This is a genomic window from Sinomicrobium soli, assembly GCF_003285545.1.
In the GTDB taxonomy this organism is placed as follows: Bacteria; Bacteroidota; Bacteroidia; order Flavobacteriales; family Flavobacteriaceae; genus Sinomicrobium.
The window spans coordinates 369,013-385,188 of sequence record NZ_QLNV01000001.1 but is presented as its reverse complement, the minus strand read 5'-3'; the positions used below and the strand labels follow the sequence as shown (position 1 = coordinate 385,188).

Annotated in this window: 16 protein-coding genes and 2 tRNA genes; 14 read left to right on the top strand and 4 right to left on the bottom strand. The window is 49.9% G+C overall.

The annotated features are described in order from the left end of the window. Positions 1–471: 471 nt before the first annotated feature. From DN748_RS01645 to glmS, 3 genes are all read left to right on the top strand, one after another. Positions 472–1,263: a polysaccharide biosynthesis/export family protein gene (locus tag DN748_RS01645; RefSeq protein WP_236636747.1), complete on the top strand. Its 792-nt coding sequence runs from the start codon at positions 472–474 to the stop codon at positions 1,261–1,263. Between the two features lie 16 nt (positions 1,264–1,279). Then, positions 1,280–3,667 carry a GumC family protein gene (locus DN748_RS01640; RefSeq protein ID WP_112370004.1) on the top strand — a complete coding sequence of 796 codons (2,388 nt, stop codon included), beginning with the start codon at positions 1,280–1,282 and terminating at the stop codon, positions 3,665–3,667. A 144-nt stretch (positions 3,668–3,811) separates the two neighbouring features. Then, positions 3,812–5,659, top strand: a complete 1,848-nt coding sequence (gene glmS, locus DN748_RS01635; protein ID WP_112370003.1) for a glutamine--fructose-6-phosphate transaminase (isomerizing) — start codon at positions 3,812–3,814, stop codon at positions 5,657–5,659. A 51-nt stretch (positions 5,660–5,710) separates the two neighbouring features. Here glmS and DN748_RS19030 read toward each other — a convergent pair whose 3' ends face one another. From DN748_RS19030 to DN748_RS01625, 3 genes are all read right to left on the bottom strand, one after another. Further along, positions 5,711–5,881: a hypothetical protein gene (locus DN748_RS19030; protein ID WP_161554444.1), complete on the bottom strand. Its 171-nt coding sequence runs from the start codon at positions 5,879–5,881 to the stop codon at positions 5,711–5,713. A 676-nt stretch (positions 5,882–6,557) separates the two neighbouring features. Then, positions 6,558–7,055: a dihydrofolate reductase gene (locus tag DN748_RS01630; RefSeq protein WP_112370002.1), complete on the bottom strand. Its 498-nt coding sequence runs from the start codon at positions 7,053–7,055 to the stop codon at positions 6,558–6,560. Between the two features lie 4 nt (positions 7,056–7,059). Further along, positions 7,060–7,443 carry a 2TM domain-containing protein gene (locus tag DN748_RS01625; RefSeq protein WP_112370001.1) on the bottom strand — a complete coding sequence of 128 codons (384 nt, stop codon included), beginning with the start codon at positions 7,441–7,443 and terminating at the stop codon, positions 7,060–7,062. A gap of 196 nt (positions 7,444–7,639) precedes the next feature. Between DN748_RS01625 and DN748_RS01620 the strand changes: the two genes are divergently transcribed. The 4 genes from DN748_RS01620 to DN748_RS01610 all read left to right on the top strand — a co-directional run bounded on the left by DN748_RS01620 (position 7,640) and on the right by DN748_RS01610 (position 8,969). Beyond that, positions 7,640–7,891, top strand: coding sequence for a hypothetical protein (locus DN748_RS01620; RefSeq protein WP_112370100.1), 252 nt, complete (start codon positions 7,640–7,642; stop codon positions 7,889–7,891). Beyond that, entirely contained in the window at positions 7,888–8,157 is a 270-nt protein-coding gene (locus DN748_RS01615) for a type II toxin-antitoxin system RelE family toxin (RefSeq protein WP_112370000.1), read from the top strand. The genes DN748_RS01620 and DN748_RS01615 overlap by 4 nt, the downstream gene beginning before the upstream one ends. A 268-nt stretch (positions 8,158–8,425) precedes the next feature. After that, positions 8,426–8,665 carry a hypothetical protein gene (locus tag DN748_RS19025; RefSeq protein ID WP_161554443.1) on the top strand — a complete coding sequence of 80 codons (240 nt, stop codon included), beginning with the start codon at positions 8,426–8,428 and terminating at the stop codon, positions 8,663–8,665. 1 nt (position 8,666) lies between these two features. Beyond that, positions 8,667–8,969 carry a type II toxin-antitoxin system RelE/ParE family toxin gene (locus DN748_RS01610; protein WP_161554442.1) on the top strand — a complete coding sequence of 101 codons (303 nt, stop codon included), beginning with the start codon at positions 8,667–8,669 and terminating at the stop codon, positions 8,967–8,969. A 70-nt stretch (positions 8,970–9,039) separates the two neighbouring features. Here the strand turns inward: DN748_RS01610 and DN748_RS01605 are convergent, their stop codons facing one another. Then, entirely contained in the window at positions 9,040–10,182 is a 1,143-nt protein-coding gene (locus DN748_RS01605) for an acyl-CoA dehydrogenase (RefSeq protein ID WP_112369998.1), read from the bottom strand. A gap of 430 nt (positions 10,183–10,612) precedes the next feature. Here DN748_RS01605 and DN748_RS01600 point away from each other — a divergent pair, with 430 nt between their 5' ends. From DN748_RS01600 to DN748_RS01570, 7 genes are all read left to right on the top strand, one after another. Beyond that, the gene (locus DN748_RS01600; protein WP_112369997.1) at positions 10,613–11,839 is read left to right on the top strand and encodes a Glu/Leu/Phe/Val dehydrogenase dimerization domain-containing protein; all 1,227 of its coding nucleotides are present in this window, start codon (positions 10,613–10,615) and stop codon (positions 11,837–11,839) included. Positions 11,840–12,178: 339 nt separating this feature from the next. Further along, entirely contained in the window at positions 12,179–12,868 is a 690-nt protein-coding gene (locus DN748_RS01595; protein ID WP_112369996.1) for a MotA/TolQ/ExbB proton channel family protein, read from the top strand. A 52-nt stretch (positions 12,869–12,920) separates the two neighbouring features. After that, positions 12,921–13,307 (top strand): ExbD/TolR family protein, encoded by a 387-nt coding sequence (locus DN748_RS01590; protein ID WP_112369995.1) that lies wholly within the window; start codon positions 12,921–12,923, stop codon positions 13,305–13,307. Positions 13,308–13,311: 4 nt separating this feature from the next. Next, entirely contained in the window at positions 13,312–14,169 is an 858-nt protein-coding gene (locus tag DN748_RS01585; protein WP_112369994.1) for an energy transducer TonB family protein, read from the top strand. A gap of 21 nt (positions 14,170–14,190) precedes the next feature. Then, positions 14,191–15,402 (top strand): bifunctional folylpolyglutamate synthase/dihydrofolate synthase, encoded by a 1,212-nt coding sequence (locus tag DN748_RS01580; RefSeq protein WP_112370099.1) that lies wholly within the window; start codon positions 14,191–14,193, stop codon positions 15,400–15,402. A gap of 167 nt (positions 15,403–15,569) precedes the next feature. Beyond that, positions 15,570–15,644, top strand: a tRNA-Val gene (locus DN748_RS01575). Between the two features lie 45 nt (positions 15,645–15,689). Beyond that, positions 15,690–15,764 (top strand) — tRNA-Val (locus DN748_RS01570). Positions 15,765–16,176: the final 412 nt, after the last annotated feature.

Genomic DNA, 16,176 nt, shown 5'->3' with positions numbered 1-16,176 from the left:
CATGTATTGTCATTCCGACCATGGGGAGGAATCTCCGGTCTTTCTGTTATGCAGTTGAAGATTCTTTGATCCGGGGTTAAGATTCCCTGCCTGCCGGCAGGCAGGTTCGCTTCGCTCTGAATGACAGGGTGTTGTCATTCCGACCATGGGGAGGAATCTCCGGTCTTTCAGGAGTGCAGTTGAAGATTCTTTGATCTGAGGTTGAGATTCCCTGCCTGCCGGCAGGCAGGTTCGCTTCGCTCTGAATGACATTAAACAAAAAATATAAATAGAATATAATGTATCCCGAAGTTTTTCGTTACTAAACATAAAAACAATCCCCTCATTAAAAAGGTAGGGGATACCATACGAAACAGAAGAAATTTATACCGGGGAAATAAAAAATCGTTTGCAAATGCTATATTTGCAGGCAAAGTATGCAGACCACCCCATATCATACGCATAAAAAAGCAGATATAAACTACTCAGATAATGGTAAAAAAGCATTCGGTACACCGTTTCTTCCCCTTTTATTTATGGATCGTTTTACTGATCGTTATGGGTTCCTGTGCCTCCAAAAAGGATATCGTCTATTTCCAGGATATCGAAGAGATCGATAAACTGGCCAGCCAGGTGATCTATGACCCGGTATTACAGCCGGACGACCTGCTGACCATTATGGTATCGGCCTTTGATACGGAAACGGCTATCCCGTTTAACCTTCCGGCAGTAGCTTATATGGGTACGGATGGAAATGCGGCGGGAAGAGCGCAGTACCAGACCTACCTTGTAGATAATGAAGGGGAAATAGAGTTTCCCGTGATCGGAACGGTAAAATTGGGAGGGCTTACCCGTAGAGAAGCAGTAGTTTTGTTAAAAAACAGGATCTCCCATTATATCAAGGACCCTATCGTGAATATCCGGATCATGAATTATAAGGTGACCGTATTGGGAGAAGTGGCACGTCCGGGTTCCTATACCATCCCGAACGAACGGATCACCATCCCGGAAGCCCTGGGGCTGGCGGGAGACCTTACCGTATACGGAAAACGGGACAACATCCTGATCATCCGGGATAAAAACGGGGAAAAGACCTATACCCGGGTGGATATGACCAGAAAGGATATGCTGGAATCGCCCTACTACTATTTACAGCAAAACGATGTGATCTATGTGGAGCCCAACAAGGCCCAGGTACAGTCGTCGACCTATAACCGGAATGCCTCTGTAGTGATCTCCATCGCTTCGGTGGTGATCGCACTGATCTCAGTACTGACCCGATAATACCCGTTTTTGACATATGCAATCAGACAAACATATAGCACCTGTACGCCCTGCCGGGGAAGAAGAAATCAATTTACGTGAACAGCTGGACCGTTACCTGGTCAACTGGCGGTGGTTTGCCATAGGGATTGTGGTCTGTATGATCCTGGCGTTTCTCTATTTGAGGTATGCCACCCCGCAATACAGTGTATCGGCCACGATTATGATCAAGGATGATAAAAGCGGGGGGATGCCTTCGGAACTGTCGGCCTTTGAGGATATGGGAATGTTGTTCGGGAACAATACCAATAGTGTGGATAATGAACTGGAGGTGCTAAAGTCCAGGACGCTGATGGAAACCGTCCTCCGGCAAAAGGAATTAAATATATCCTATTTTACCCGGGGAAGGATCAAGACCTCGGAAACCTATGACCCGCCGGTTAAGGTGAATTTTTCTATGGCCGATTCGGTGTTATACCAGCTGGACACCACCTTTACGGTACGAATCATCTCGGACACCCGTTTTGAACTGCTGGACCAGGAAGAGGAAAACCGAGGGGAATATGGCTTTGGGGAAAACATAGCGACAGCCTTAGGAAAAGTTACCATATTACCAAATGCCGGGGATGGGCAGGAACAGGTCGGTGAAGTCGTGACGGTACGGGTACGGCCGCTGGACAAGGTAACCCTGGACTATCAGAAGCGGTTGCAGGTAGAGTTGATAGGTAAAAATACCAGTGTGATACAACTAAGCCTTAACGATCCGGTAAAACGTAAAGCGGAAGATATATTAAACGGACTTATAAAGCAATATAATGCCGATGTGGTGGCGGATAAAAACCTGGTCTCGCGGAATACGGCGGATTTTATCGATGAACGGCTACAGGTAATAGAACAGCAGCTGGGCGATGTGGAAGAAAATGCGGAAAGCTTTAAACAGAGCAACCGGCTTACGGATATTACCTCCGAGGCGGAACTGGCTCTGGGCAGCGCCAGCGAATATGAAAAACGTATCGTGGATGCGGAAACACAACTACAGCTGACCGACTACCTGATCACCTACCTGCAGGAAAACAACGATAACGGCAGCCTGATCCCGGCCAATATCAGTACGGAAAACGGTAATTCGGGCTCCATGATCATGGAGTATAACAAACTGGTACAGGAACGGACCCGGCTGTTAAAGAGCTCTACGGAAAACCATCCCATCATCATCAACCTCGACGGGCAGATCGCTTCATTACGGCAAAGTATCCGGCAGACCCTGAGCAATGTAAAGTCGTCACAGACCATAGCTCTGAACGAACTAAAACAACAGGAACGGATGCTGGGTTCCAAAATCTCGGCCGTGCCGGAACAGGAACGGGTATTCCGCGGGATACAGCGGCAACAGCAGATCAAGGAAACCTTATATGTCTACCTTTTACAGAAAAAGGAGGAAACGGCTATTTCCCTTGCGGTAACGGCGCCTAATGCCAAAATCATAGATGCGGCTTACGGGCAGGAAGAGCCGGTATCGCCCAAAAGAAATATTATTCTGTTAGCCGCAATTATTCTGGGAGGACTGATCCCTTTCGGGGTGATCTACCTGAAAGACCTCCTGGATACCAAGTTACAGGGGCGTAAGGATATCGACGGGAAGCTGTCGGTACCTTTCCTGGGGGATATTCCCAAGTCGCATTCCAATGACGACATGATTACGGTAAGCAGCCGGACGGCAGCGGCGGAGGCCTTCAGGATACTGCGGACCAACCTCGACTTTATGCTGGCCAATACGACCGGTGACAAGGCAAAAAAGATCTTTGTGACCTCTACGCTGTCCGGGGAAGGAAAGACCTTTGTCTCGACCAACCTGGCCGGGACCCTGGCCCTGTCGGGCAAAAGGGTATTACTGGTGGGAATGGACGTACGGAACCCGAAACTGACGGAATACGTAGACCTGCCCCATAACCGCGGCCTCACCAATTACCTGAGCAACGGGGAGGTAAGCCTGGACGACCTGATCTTTAGGATCAACCGGGAGGGCTTTGCCAACCTGGACGTACTGACCTCGGGGGCCATACCGCCCAACCCGGCAGAACTTTTGATGGGTGATAAGGTAGGCTGGCTGTTTGAAGTGCTGGACGACCGCTACGACTATATCGTGGTGGATACGGCGCCGGTAAGCCTGGTGACGGATACGCTGCTGATCAGTAAATATGCTGATATGTTTGTCTATGTATGCCGTGCGGGCTACCTCGATAAACGGATGCTGGCTGTCCCCGAAAACCTGTATAAGGAAAAACGCCTGCCCAATATGGCCATCCTGGTCAATGATTCCGATGCCAAAAAAGGATATGGTTATGGCTACGGGTATGGTTATGGCTATGGGTACGGGCATACCCCGGAGACTTCGCCCTGGTGGAAAAAACTGTTCGGGAAGTAGGGGTGGTTTTTACCAAAAATTTACATCCTCCCTGCAATTTTTTACATGCTGGTCAGTTTTAATGGGTATAGTATATATTTGTTGGAACGTAATGATTAATAATTGGAACTCCTCTAAAGGGGTTCTTATAAAACCTTAAAAAGCATGTGTGGGATTGTAGGATATATCGGCTACCGGGAGGCGTATCCCGTAGTGATCAAGGGGCTTAAACGCCTGGAATACCGCGGTTACGACAGTGCGGGGATCGCATTGTACGATGGGGAAGAGCTGCGTCTGAGCAAAACGCAGGGCAAGGTAAGCGACCTGGAAAACCGGGCGCTTAAGGAAATTCCCTTAGGGGGTACCCTGGGTATCGGACATACCCGCTGGGCGACCCACGGGGAGCCGAATGATGTAAACTCACATCCGCATTACTCCAACTCGGGAGAACTGGTGATCATCCACAACGGGATTATCGAAAATTACGAGTCCTTAAAGGCCGAACTGAAAAAAAGGGGGTATACCTTTACTTCCGATACCGATACCGAGGTGCTGGTCAACCTGATCGAAGATGTCAAGAAAAGCGGGGGACTGAAGCTGGGCAAGGCGGTACAGGTGGCCCTGAACCAGGTGCACGGGGCTTATGCCATTGCGGTGTTTGACAAAACCAAACCCAACGAGGTGGTAGTGGCGAAATTAGGTAGTCCCCTGGCCATAGGGATCGGGGAAGACGAGTTTTTTGTGGCTTCTGATGCGTCTCCCTTTATCGAATATACCAATAATGCCATCTACCTCGAAGACGAGGAAATGGCTATACTGCGACGCGGGAAAGAGATAAAGGTCCGTAAGATCAAGGACGATTCGCTGGTAGCGCCCTATGTACAGGAGTTGCAACTGAACCTGGAACAGATTGAAAAGGGGGGCTATGAGCATTTTATGCTGAAGGAGATCTACGAGCAGCCCCAGGCCATCAAGGATACCTACCGGGGGCGCCTTCGTGCGGATGACGGGATTATCAAGATGGCGGGGATGGAAGACCATATGGAGAAATTCGTCCATGCCGACCGTATCCTGATCGCGGCCTGTGGTACTTCGTGGCATGCGGGACTGGTGGCGGAATATATCTTCGAAGACCTGACCCGGACCCCCGTGGAGGTGGAATACGCATCGGAATTCCGGTACCGCAACCCGGTGATCACCGAAAAGGATGTGCTGATCGTGATCTCGCAGTCGGGCGAAACCGCCGATACGCTGGCAGCCATAAAACTGGCCCGGGAAAAAGGGGCCTTTGTCTTCGGGGTGTGTAATGTGGTAGGGTCGTCCATAGCCCGCGAATCGCATGCCGGGGCTTATACCCATGCCGGGCCGGAGATCGGGGTGGCGTCTACCAAGGCGTTTACCACGCAGATCACCGTGCTGACCCTGATGGCGCTTAAACTCGCCGCGGCCAAAGGAACCATCTCCCGTACCGAACTGCAGCGCTACCTGACCGAAATGGAAGCCGTACCCGACAAGGTGGAGCAGTGCCTGCAGATCAACGAACATGTAAAATATATCGCCTCACTATACCAGGAGGCGCCCAACTGCCTGTACCTGGGCCGGGGATATAACTTCCCGGTGGCCCTCGAAGGTGCGCTGAAACTCAAGGAGATCTCCTATATCCACGCCGAGGGGTACCCGGCCGCCGAAATGAAACACGGCCCCATCGCCCTGATCGACGAACAGATGCCGGTAGTGGTGATCGCTACCCGCTACGGCCATTACGAAAAGGTGGTGAGCAACATCCAGGAGATCAAGTCGCGGAAAGGGAAGATCATCGCTGTAGTGATGGAAGGGGATACCACGGTAAGCGAGATCGCCGATCACGTGATCGAAGTCCCGGAGATCACCGAGACCCTGAGCCCGCTGATTACTACCATCCCGCTACAACTGCTCAGCTATCACATTGCCGTAATGCGGGGATGCAACGTAGACCAGCCCCGCAACCTGGCCAAGTCGGTAACCGTGGAGTAGTGTAGCCTGCTCTAATGACATTGATCTTGTCATTCCGACCATGGGGCATTGTCATTCCGACCATAGGGAGGAATCTTCGGCCTTTCCGTTATGCTGTTGGAGTTCCTTTGATCTGGGTTGGAGATTCCCTGCCTGTCCGGCCGGCAGGCCTGCCTGCCGGACAGGCGGGTTCCCTCCGCTGCGCTCCGCTACCCATGACGTATCTATCGTAAGTTGCTCCATTTCAAAAACTCCCCTCTTCAGACGAACCTGCCTGCCGGACAGGCTGGGAGGTGTGGGCAGCTATGCTGGCCGGGGAGTTTTGACAGGCCCGAACTTTGGCGTATATCCCCAAAGGTTTGGGATTATCCTTATGATCCCGGCTTTCAGAACCCTCCGTCTCATCGAAGATGAGCCACCTCCCTTCGTCTGAAGGGAGGAGTTATGTGTGGGTTTATCACATTTGATCTATGAAGACAAAAACGTCATCTTCATTTATGCGGTTGCTTAAACGTTAGGTCTACCCATGACGTGTCTATCGTAAGTTGCTCCATTTCAAAAACTCCCCTCTTCAGACGAACCTGCCTGCCGGACAGGCTGGGAGGGGTGGGCAGCTATGCTGGCCGGGGAGTTTTGAACGGCCTGAACTTTGGCGTATATTCCCAAAGGTTTGGGATTATCCTTATGATCCCGGCTTTCAGAACCCTCCGTCTCATCGAAGATGAGCCACCTCCCTTCGTCTGAAGGGAGGAGTTATGTGTAGGTTTATCACATTTGATATATGATGACAAAAACGTCATCTCCATTGATGCGGTTGCTTAAACGTTAGTTCTCTGAATGACAGGGTATTGTCATTCCGACGATAGAGCCTGTCCCGGCCTTTTTCGGTCGGGGAGGAATCTCTTTTTGAGCCGTTATGCTATTGAAGTTCCTTCCTCCTGTAAGTGAGATAGGTAAACGAATATGGGTGCCGATCGTCCTGCGGGTGGTGTTCGGAACGGGTAAGTTCCCATTCCGCAGGGTCTATTTCCGGGAAAAAAGTGTCTGCCTCGCCAAAGGAAGCATGTACCCTGGTGAGTTCGATCTTATCCGTATGGGGGAGGCCGAGCCTGTAGATCTCGCCTCCTCCTATGATAAACGGCTGCTGGTCGGCCTTCCTGGCCAGGGCGATGGCGTCTTCCATGGAATGCACGACGGTGCAGCCCCCCGGGCGGTAGTCCTTTTGCCGGGTGATCACGATATGGGTACGGTGGGGCAGGGGCTTCGGGAAACTCTCGAAAGTCTTTCTGCCCATGATGATGTGATGGCCCGTGGTAAGGGCCTTAAAACGTTTGAAATCGTCGGGTAAATGCCATACCAGGTCATTGTCCTTGCCCAGGGCATTGTTTTCTGCGGCGGCAGCGATTATGGTGATCATAAGGTCATGAAGTTTTATCGGGACCGGAATTCAGGAATTCCTGTTCTACATCCCGTTCCAGCCGGGCGATCTTTTCCTTTTGTTTGCGTACCAGTTTTTCCCGCTGGCTCTTTTCCCATTCCCGGCCCATAAAACGATGGGTAACAAAGACGTTGAAACAGTGAATGACAAAGATAAACGCCCAGGCGGCAACGGCCCATACAAACCAGTCGTAGGGCTCCCCGTAATGCAGTACCTTGTTGGCCACCACCAGGAAGGCGCTGCCGATAAGAAAGAACACAAAGTGATAGTACAACCTTTTTTTCTGGCGGATACGGGCTTCGGCATTCTTGAGCAATTCGTACTGCTCGTCGTCTACCTTGATGGTCTTTTTCTTTTTAAAGAGCATGGCTTATGGCTTTATAACAAAAATACGGATTTTTTTATTGTCATCCCGACCGTAGTCCCTGTCCCGGCCCTGCGCTCTCCCGATGCCCGGGACAGGCTGCCCTGAATGACAGGGCTTTGTATGTTGTTAATAAATGATTACATTTGTATATTGTATGTATAATATATATGATGTATAATTTGTGTTTATCGAAGCCATGAGAAAGAATATCGACATTGATGAATTGACGCTGAAAAAGATAAAACTGCTTGCAGCCTATGAAAATATAAGTGTTAAAGCGCTTATGGAAAAAGCGATACGGTTGTTTGTGAAAAGTAAGGAGCAGGAAAAATATGCTTCGCTTACGGATGAGGAAAAAGAGGATGTAGGGCTTTTGGTCTTAATGCAGCAGGGAGACCCCGGAGATACGGTTCCGGAACGTGATATCTTTAATATACTGGAGGAATGAATGTAATGTATCATTCCAGGTTTAAGAAAGATATTGTAAAGATCAGAGACAGAAAACTCAAGGATCTGCTCCTGGGTAAACTTCATGAGCTGAAAGACGCTCCCGGTCTTGAACAGGTGGCCGGGGTCAGGAAATTAAGCGGACATGCTACGGCATATCGTATCAGGATAGGGGATTACAGACTGGGTTTTTTCCTGGAAGACCCGGAAACCGTCCGGTTGCAGCGGTTTGTGAAAAGGAATGATATATATAAGTTGTTTCCGTGACCATTGAGCCTGCAGCCTGTAACCTTCAACCAGCAACGCCAAACCCCGAACCTTTACCCTGCCGGTACCCCCGCGAAATAACGATCTTCTGTATTTCTGACTTTGCTGCCCTCTCCCGATGCCCGGGACAGGCTGCCCTGAATGACGATCAAACCACGCTTGCTACGCATGACGTGTTTTAGGGCGCAGTGTGTAATGTAATGAAACTATTGTTCCGGGTTGTACATTCGTCGGTTTTTAGTAAATTTGTTTAAAAGGATTTTAAGTAATGGATATTCAAGCTACAAAACTGGAGTTGATACAATACCTGCTGAATACCGAAAAAGAATCTTTACTGTTAAAAGTAAAAGAACTCGTTTTAAAGGAAAGGGTTGTTGGTCATACTGGTAAAGGAGAGCCTTTGACGGTAGAATTGCTGAATGCCAAACTGGAAAGGGCAGAAGCAGACTATAAGGCAGGAAGGACAACCACGGATGAAGATCTGGCCAGAGAAATGGAGCATTGGTAAAATGGCCGGAAATACATATAAAATCATCTGGACCGATGAGGCAAAGTCAGACTTGAAAGACATTTATGATTTTCTTAAAAGCAAATCTCCACAAGGCGCCGGAAATGTAATCTCCGAGATAAGGAATGCGCCGAAATCAGTTCGTTTTTCTCATCAAAACCAGGATGAGGAGTACAACAATACATATAAAAGGATCGTAATACGCCACTACAAGATTCTGTACCGGATTGATGAAGACAAAAAAACTTTGGTTGTCGCGACAGTATTCGACGCAAGGCAAAATCCCGATAAACTAAAAGGGTAAGGTGTAGAGAGAAGTCAGCTCGATACAGGCCGGTCGAAACCAGCAACCTTTAACCAGCACCCCCGAACCTTCACCCCGCCAGTATCCCCCTTGAAATAACGATCTTCTGTATTTCCGATGTCCCTTCGTAGATCTGGGTGATCTTGGCGTCGCGCATAAGGCGTTCTACGTGGTATTCCTTGACATAACCGTTGCCCCCGTGTATCTGTACGGCTTCTATGGTGACGTCCATGGCGGTCTGTGAGGCGTAGAGTTTGGCCATGGCGCCGGAGAGGTCGTAGTTGTTGCCCTGGTCTTTGTCCCATGCGGCCTTGAGTACCAGGTGCCTTGCCGCTTCTATGCGGGTGTGCATGTCGGCGAGCTTAAAGGCTATGGCCTGGTGGTTGCAGATCTCGGTGCCGAAAGCCTTACGCTGTTTAGCGTATTTCAGGGCAAGTTCGTAAGCCCCGGAAGCGATGCCCAGCGCCTGGCTGGCAATACCGATACGCCCCCCGGCAAGGGTTTTCATGGCAAAGCTGAACCCGAAACCGTCTTCCCCGATACGGTTTTCCTTAGGCACCTTTACGTCGTTGAAGATCAGCGAATGCGTATCGCTGCCCCGTATACCGAGCTTGTTTTCCTTGGGGCCGATCTCGAAGCCTTCCATTCCCTTTTCCACGATAAAGGCATTGATGCCGTGGTGTTTTTTTTCGGGATGGGTCTGGGCGATCACCAGGTATACACTGGCTGTTCCGCCATTGGTGATCCAGTTTTTGGTACCGTTCAACAGGTAGTGGTCGCCCTGCTCGATGGCTGTGGTTTTCTGTGAAGTGGCATCGCTCCCGGCTTCGGGTTCTGACAGGCAGAACGCCCCGATGATCTCGCCGGTAGCCAACCTGGTCAGGTATTTCTTTTTCTGCGCTTCCGTCCCGAATTTTTCCAGCCCCCAGCATACCAGCGAATTATTGACGCTCATCACTACCGAAGCCGAGGCATCTGTTTTGGAGATCTCCTCCATGGCCAGGGCATAAGATACCGTATCGAGCCCGCTCCCGCCGTAATCGGGAGAGACCATCATCCCCAGGAAACCCAGGGCCCCCATATGGCGGACTTGCTCCGCAGGGAAAAGTTGCTTTTCATCTCTTTCAACAACCCCGGGAAGCAGTTCGTTACGGGCAAAATCCCTCGCCGCATCACGGATCATAAGCTGTTCTTCGCTAAGTGTGAAATCCATATTCCTGTTGTGTGTTTTGTGTTAGATATTATTGATGATTATTCATTGGAAAGTCCTTCGCAGGAGGGTTCAATGAATTTTCTTCAAAAATATATTTTATTTTCTAAATATAACATATTTATATGAAGTCGTTATATGATTTTATTTTTCTAATTTTAGGCCGCCGGGAGGTGAATTGGTTAATTAGCCAATGAGTCAATTGGTCAATTAGCCAATTAGCCAATGAGTCAATTAGCCAATGAGTCAATGAGTCAATTAGTCAATTATCGAATTATCACATTGGCACATTGGCACATTATCACATTATCACATTGGCACATTATCACATTATCACATTGGCACATTATCACATTGGCACATTATCACATTATCGAATTATCCCATTGGCACATTATCAAATTATCACATTATCAAATTAACACAAATAATAATGAAGGAATTACTGAAACAATATGAGAACAGGTCTCCCGAGATCGTATTTCACTGGCGCGACCAGGAGACGGAAGCTGAGGGGTGGACGGTGATCAACTCGCTCCGGGGAGGGGCTGCAGGCGGGGGGACCCGGATGCGGACGGGGCTGGATATGGATGAGGTACTGTCGCTGGCCAAAACCATGGAAGTGAAATTTACCGTATCGGGACCGGCGATAGGAGGTGCGAAATCGGGCATTAATTTCGATCCGAAAGACCCGCGTAAGAGGGGTGTGCTGGAACGCTGGTACAAGGCGGTATCGCCCTTGCTAAAAAGCTATTACGGTACCGGGGGCGACCTGAATGTGGACGAGATCCACGAGGTGATCCCCATTACCGAAGACTGCGGGGTATGGCACCCGCAGGAAGGGGTGTTTAACGGGCATTTCAAACCTACGGAAGCCGATAAGATAAACAGGATAGGGCAGCTCCGGCAGGGAGTGATCAAGGTGATCGAGAATGAACAGTACGCCCCGGATGTAAAACGGAAATATACGGTAGCCGATATGATAACCGGATATGGGGTGGCGGAGGCCGTACGGCATTATTACGATATCTACGGCGGTGATGTAAGGGGAAAGCGGGCTATAGTGCAGGGTTTCGGAAATGTAGGTGCGGCGGCCGCATTTTACCTGGCCCGGATGGGGGCAAAGGTAGTGGGGATCATGGATGTTTCCGGGGGAGTGATCCGGGAAGAGGGCTTTTCTTTTGAGGAGATCAGGGAACTGTTCCTCACCAAGGAGGGCAATGCGCTGGTACACGAGGCATTGGTTCCGTTTGAGGAAATGAATGAGCGGATATGGGACCTGAAAGCGGAGGTGTTTGCCCCGTGTGCCGCGTCGCGGCTGATTACCAGGGAGCAGATCAGCAGGCTGATGGACCGCGGCCTGGAAGTAGTGTCCTGCGGCGCCAATGTGCCTTTTGCCGACCGGGAGATCTTCTTCGGCCCCATTATGGAATACACCGACGGAAGGGTAAGCCTTATTCCCGATTTTATATCCAACTGCGGTATGGCCAGGGTATTTGCCTACTTTATGGAAGGCCGCGTAAGCATGGACGACCACGCCATTTTCGGAGATGTTTCCGACACCGTGAAAAAGGCGCTGACCGCTACCCATGCCGAAAGCTCGTCTGAAACAGGCATCAGCACCACGGCTTTTGAAATAGCCCTGAGGCAATTGGTGTAGTTGGAGGTCGGAGTTTGAAGCTTGTCATTCCGACGATAGAGCCTGTCCCGGCCTTTTCGGTCGGGAAGGAATCTCCGGGGGGGGCTCTGTGGATCTTTGTGAAATAACCATTCATCAGTCATGAGTTCAGAATTCAGAGTTTAATGAACCTTCAACCTGCAACCCGTAACCAATATACCCCGTTTTGCCCGAAATATCACTTTTTGAATGGTCTCTTCTTCTTTTTAATTATATTTGGTGCAGGCTAAACCCGGCCTGCCCTGTTCCTTGCGGTGATTAAGCCGGGAGCAGATATAATTTTACACCGGTTTGGCCGTTTTATAAAAAATAAGGTATACAATGATATTATTTCAAGACGTTGCCCAGAATGTTCCCGAAGAGGTTATTCCCGAGGAAAAAACCCTGTCTGTTGCCGACCTGATCATCAATGGTGGTCCTGCGAGTGTCATCATTATCCTGATCCTTTTCGTACTGCTTTTTATAGCGCTTTATATCTATTTCGAAAGGATGTTTGCGGTTAAGGCCGCCTCCCGGATCGACGGGAATTTCATGAACCAGATACGCGATCATGTGAGCAGCGGAAAGCTGGAGGCCGGGAAAGACCTCTGTGCACAGACCGACGCCCCGGTGGCGCGGCTGATCGAAAAAGGCATATCCAGGATAGGCAAGCCGCTGGAAGACATCAACAAGGCTATAGAAAATGCGGGGACCCTGGAGGTCTATAAGCTGGAGAAAAATGTGAGTATCCTCGCTACCGTGGCGGGAGCAGCCCCGATGATCGGTTTCCTGGGAACGGTGATCGGTATGATTGTTGCTTTTCACGAAATGGCAACCAGTGGCGGACAGGCCGAAATAGGCGCCCTGGCCTCGGGGATCTATACGGCCATGACCACTACGGTGGCCGGGCTTATCGTGGGGATCATTGCGTATATAGGGTATAATCACCTGGTGGTGCGTACCGATAAGGTGGTACACCAGATGGAAGCCAATGCCGTGGAGTTCCTCGACCTGCTCGACGAACCTGCGTGAAGGGTGAAGTAGAGATAGTTAGTCTTCCGACCTCCGACAAAAAAATAAACAGATGAAACTCAAAGGAAGAAATAAGATATCCCCGGAATTCAGTATGGCCTCGATGACCGATATTGTATTCCTGCTGCTGGTGTTCTTTATGCTTACCTCCAGTGTGCCCAATGCCCTGGACCTGCTTTTGCCCAAAGCGAAGGGGAAATCGACCAATGTGCAGAACGTTTCGGTAAGCATCAATAAAAAGCTGGAATACTTTATGGACAGCCAGAAGATAAACCCGGAATTCCTGGAGACGGAACTGAAACGCAAGCTGAAAGGACAGGAATCCCCGACCATTATTCTCAGGGCAGAGGAGGGGGTGCCCATAGAAAAGGCCGTAACCGTGATGGATATAGCCAACAGGAACAACTTTAAGGTAATACTGGCCGTAAGGCCCGAATAGTGCGATGTCATTACTGGATACCCGACATAAGAGAAAATCGTTTACCCTGACCACCGTACTGTTGGTGGCGCTGATCCTGCTGCTGTTTTATGCGGGACTGCGGTATATGGACCCGCCTGAAGAGAACGGGATTACGGTAAACCTGGGGTATACGGATTTCGGCTCGGGAGAGGTACAGCCTCCGGAACCTGTTGAAATGGCGCCGGAAGAAAAAACGGAGGAAGAGGTTCCGGAAGAAGCGGTACCGGAGGAAGAACCTGCTCCCGTAGAAGAACCTCAGGAAGAGGTGCTTACCGATGATACGGAGGAGGCTCCCGTAATTCAGCCTGAAAAAGAAGAGAAGGTAAAAGAAGAAAAGCCGGAACCCGAACCCGCAGAGAAAGAGCCCGAGGAAAAACCCGAACCCGAGCCGCCGAAGCCTTCGAAGTCTACTACCGATGTGCTCTCCAAAATACTTCAGGGAGAAAAGCAGGACGGACAGGAAAGCGAGGGGGAAGGCGATGACGACAAGGCAGGGGACAAGGGCGACCCGGAAGGAGACCCCTATGCCAGTAGTTATTACGGAAGTCCCGGCTCCGGAACCGGAGGGGTAGGATACGGGCTTAGCGGACGGTCGTTGCGCTCCCGGGGAAAAGTACAGCAGGATTGTAACGAGGAAGGACGCGTGGTAGTGCGTATAGAGGTAGACAGAAACGGAAACGTTATCGATGCGCAACCTGGTGTAAAAGGGACCACCAACAGCAGTCCGTGCCTGTTGGAACCGGCAAAAAAAACCGCCTTTATGTTTAAGTGGAACCCCGACCCGGATGCTCCTTCCAGGCAGATCGGTTTTGTAGTGATCAACTTTAGCCTGGGCGAATAAACATTTTGTGAACTTATGGGTATGACCTACCAGGAAACACTGCGGTGGATGTTCGGCAGACTTCCCGCATATCAGCAACAGGGAGCATCGGCCCTGAAACACAAACTCGATAATATCCACGAATTCTGCCGCCACCTCGGAAACCCGGAACAAAAGATACGTACGGTGCACATCGCCGGGACCAACGGCAAGGGTTCGGTAAGCCATATGATCGCTTCCATACTGCAGGAAGCCGGTTATAAAACGGGATTGTACACCTCGCCCCACCTGAAGGATTTCCGCGAACGGATAAAGATTGACGGGGTGGAGGTTCCGGAAGATTTCGTCGTAAAATTTATAGCGGACAACAAGGGCTTTCTCGAAACACATGACCTTTCCTTTTTCGAAATGACCGTTGGTATGGCGTTTGATTTCTTTGCCCGTGAGAAGACTGATATCGCAGTTATAGAAGTAGGCCTGGGCGGACGCCTGGACTCTACCAATATTATTACCCCCGAAGTTTCGGTCATTACGAATATCGGCTATGACCATACCGATATCCTCGGCGATACTCTGGAGAAGATAGCCTGTGAGAAAGCCGGTATCATAAAACCCGGGGTGCCTGTCGTGGTCAGCGAATACCAGCCGGAGACCTTCCCCGTCTTTGAGCAGGTGGCCGCAGCACAGGGCGCTCCCCTGATCCTTGCCGAATCGGTATGCGACAAACACCTGGTAAGCGACCTCAAAGGGATATACCAGCAAAAAAATAGTTGCGCTGCAGTCACGGCCGTGTCGCTGTTGAAACGCTTTGAGGTAACCCCCGGGCATATAAGGTCGGGCCTTGCCGATGTGGTAAAAAATACCGGCCTTAAGGGCCGGTGGCAGCAGTTGGGGGAGCATCCTAAAGTAATATGCGATACCGCACATAATGCCGAAGGGCTGCGGCTGGTCATGAAGCAGCTTCGGGAAGAAACCTACGACCGCCTGCACATCGTGTTAGGGGTGGTGAAAGACAAGAAACTGGAAAACATCCTCCCCCTGTTGCCCGCAGAAGCCGTCTATTATTTCACCTCCCCCGGAATCGCCAGGGCCCTCCCGGCCCGGGAACTGCACGACCGGGCATCGGAATACGGGCTGCAGGGAGCAGTTTACAACACGGTGGCACAGGCCTATGAAAACGCCCTTTCGGAAGCCGGTAAAAACGACCTGGTATACGTAGGGGGAAGTACCTTTGTCGTAGCGGAAGTACTCTGATCGCAGCCGCTGAAAAAATGTAAAATATTTTTTGCATCTGTGGAAAACAATCGTATTTTTGCATCCGCTATTCAGGACAAGCCCGCTGTTTTACGGGAAATGATAGCTGAAGTTCTTTAAAACCTGTAAGCCTGCTTGCAGTATTTTTATTTTTGACAATCATTTTCGGGCTCTTAGCTCAGTTGGTTCAGAGCACCTGCCTTACAAGCAGGGGGTCACTGGTTCGAATCCAGTAGGGCCCACAGGAAAACCACAGGTTTTCTGTGTAAATACTTAAAAATGATATCGGGCTCTTAGCTCAGCTGGTTCAGAGCACTTGCCTTACAAGCAAGGGGTCACTGGTTCGAACCCAGTAGGGCCCACATTTTCAGCCTCCTTTCCGGGAGGCTTTTTTGTTTATGCCCGGGTGGGTACAATAAAAAAACGGATCAAACCCAATCTCCTGCCCCCTATAATCAACTCATATAATTTACAAACAATACGACAAAAGGGGGGGCGTACACCTCCTTATACGAAATCCAATAATTATAATATTCAATCCTATAAAAGCCACGGATAATCTGTATGTAAAATCTTTTGCTTCACACATTGTTTAATATACTTTTCCTGAAAAGAGGCATAGAAAAAACAGGACCCGAGGCAGGAATATTGTAGCTTTATATCGTACCGTTTTTTGAGAATCAGTACAGCGGCATCTCAAATTATGTACAACCGGGTGAATCCCGGTTAAAGTCGGTAATTCAACCCACATTGGTTCATGAAGTTATACATCAA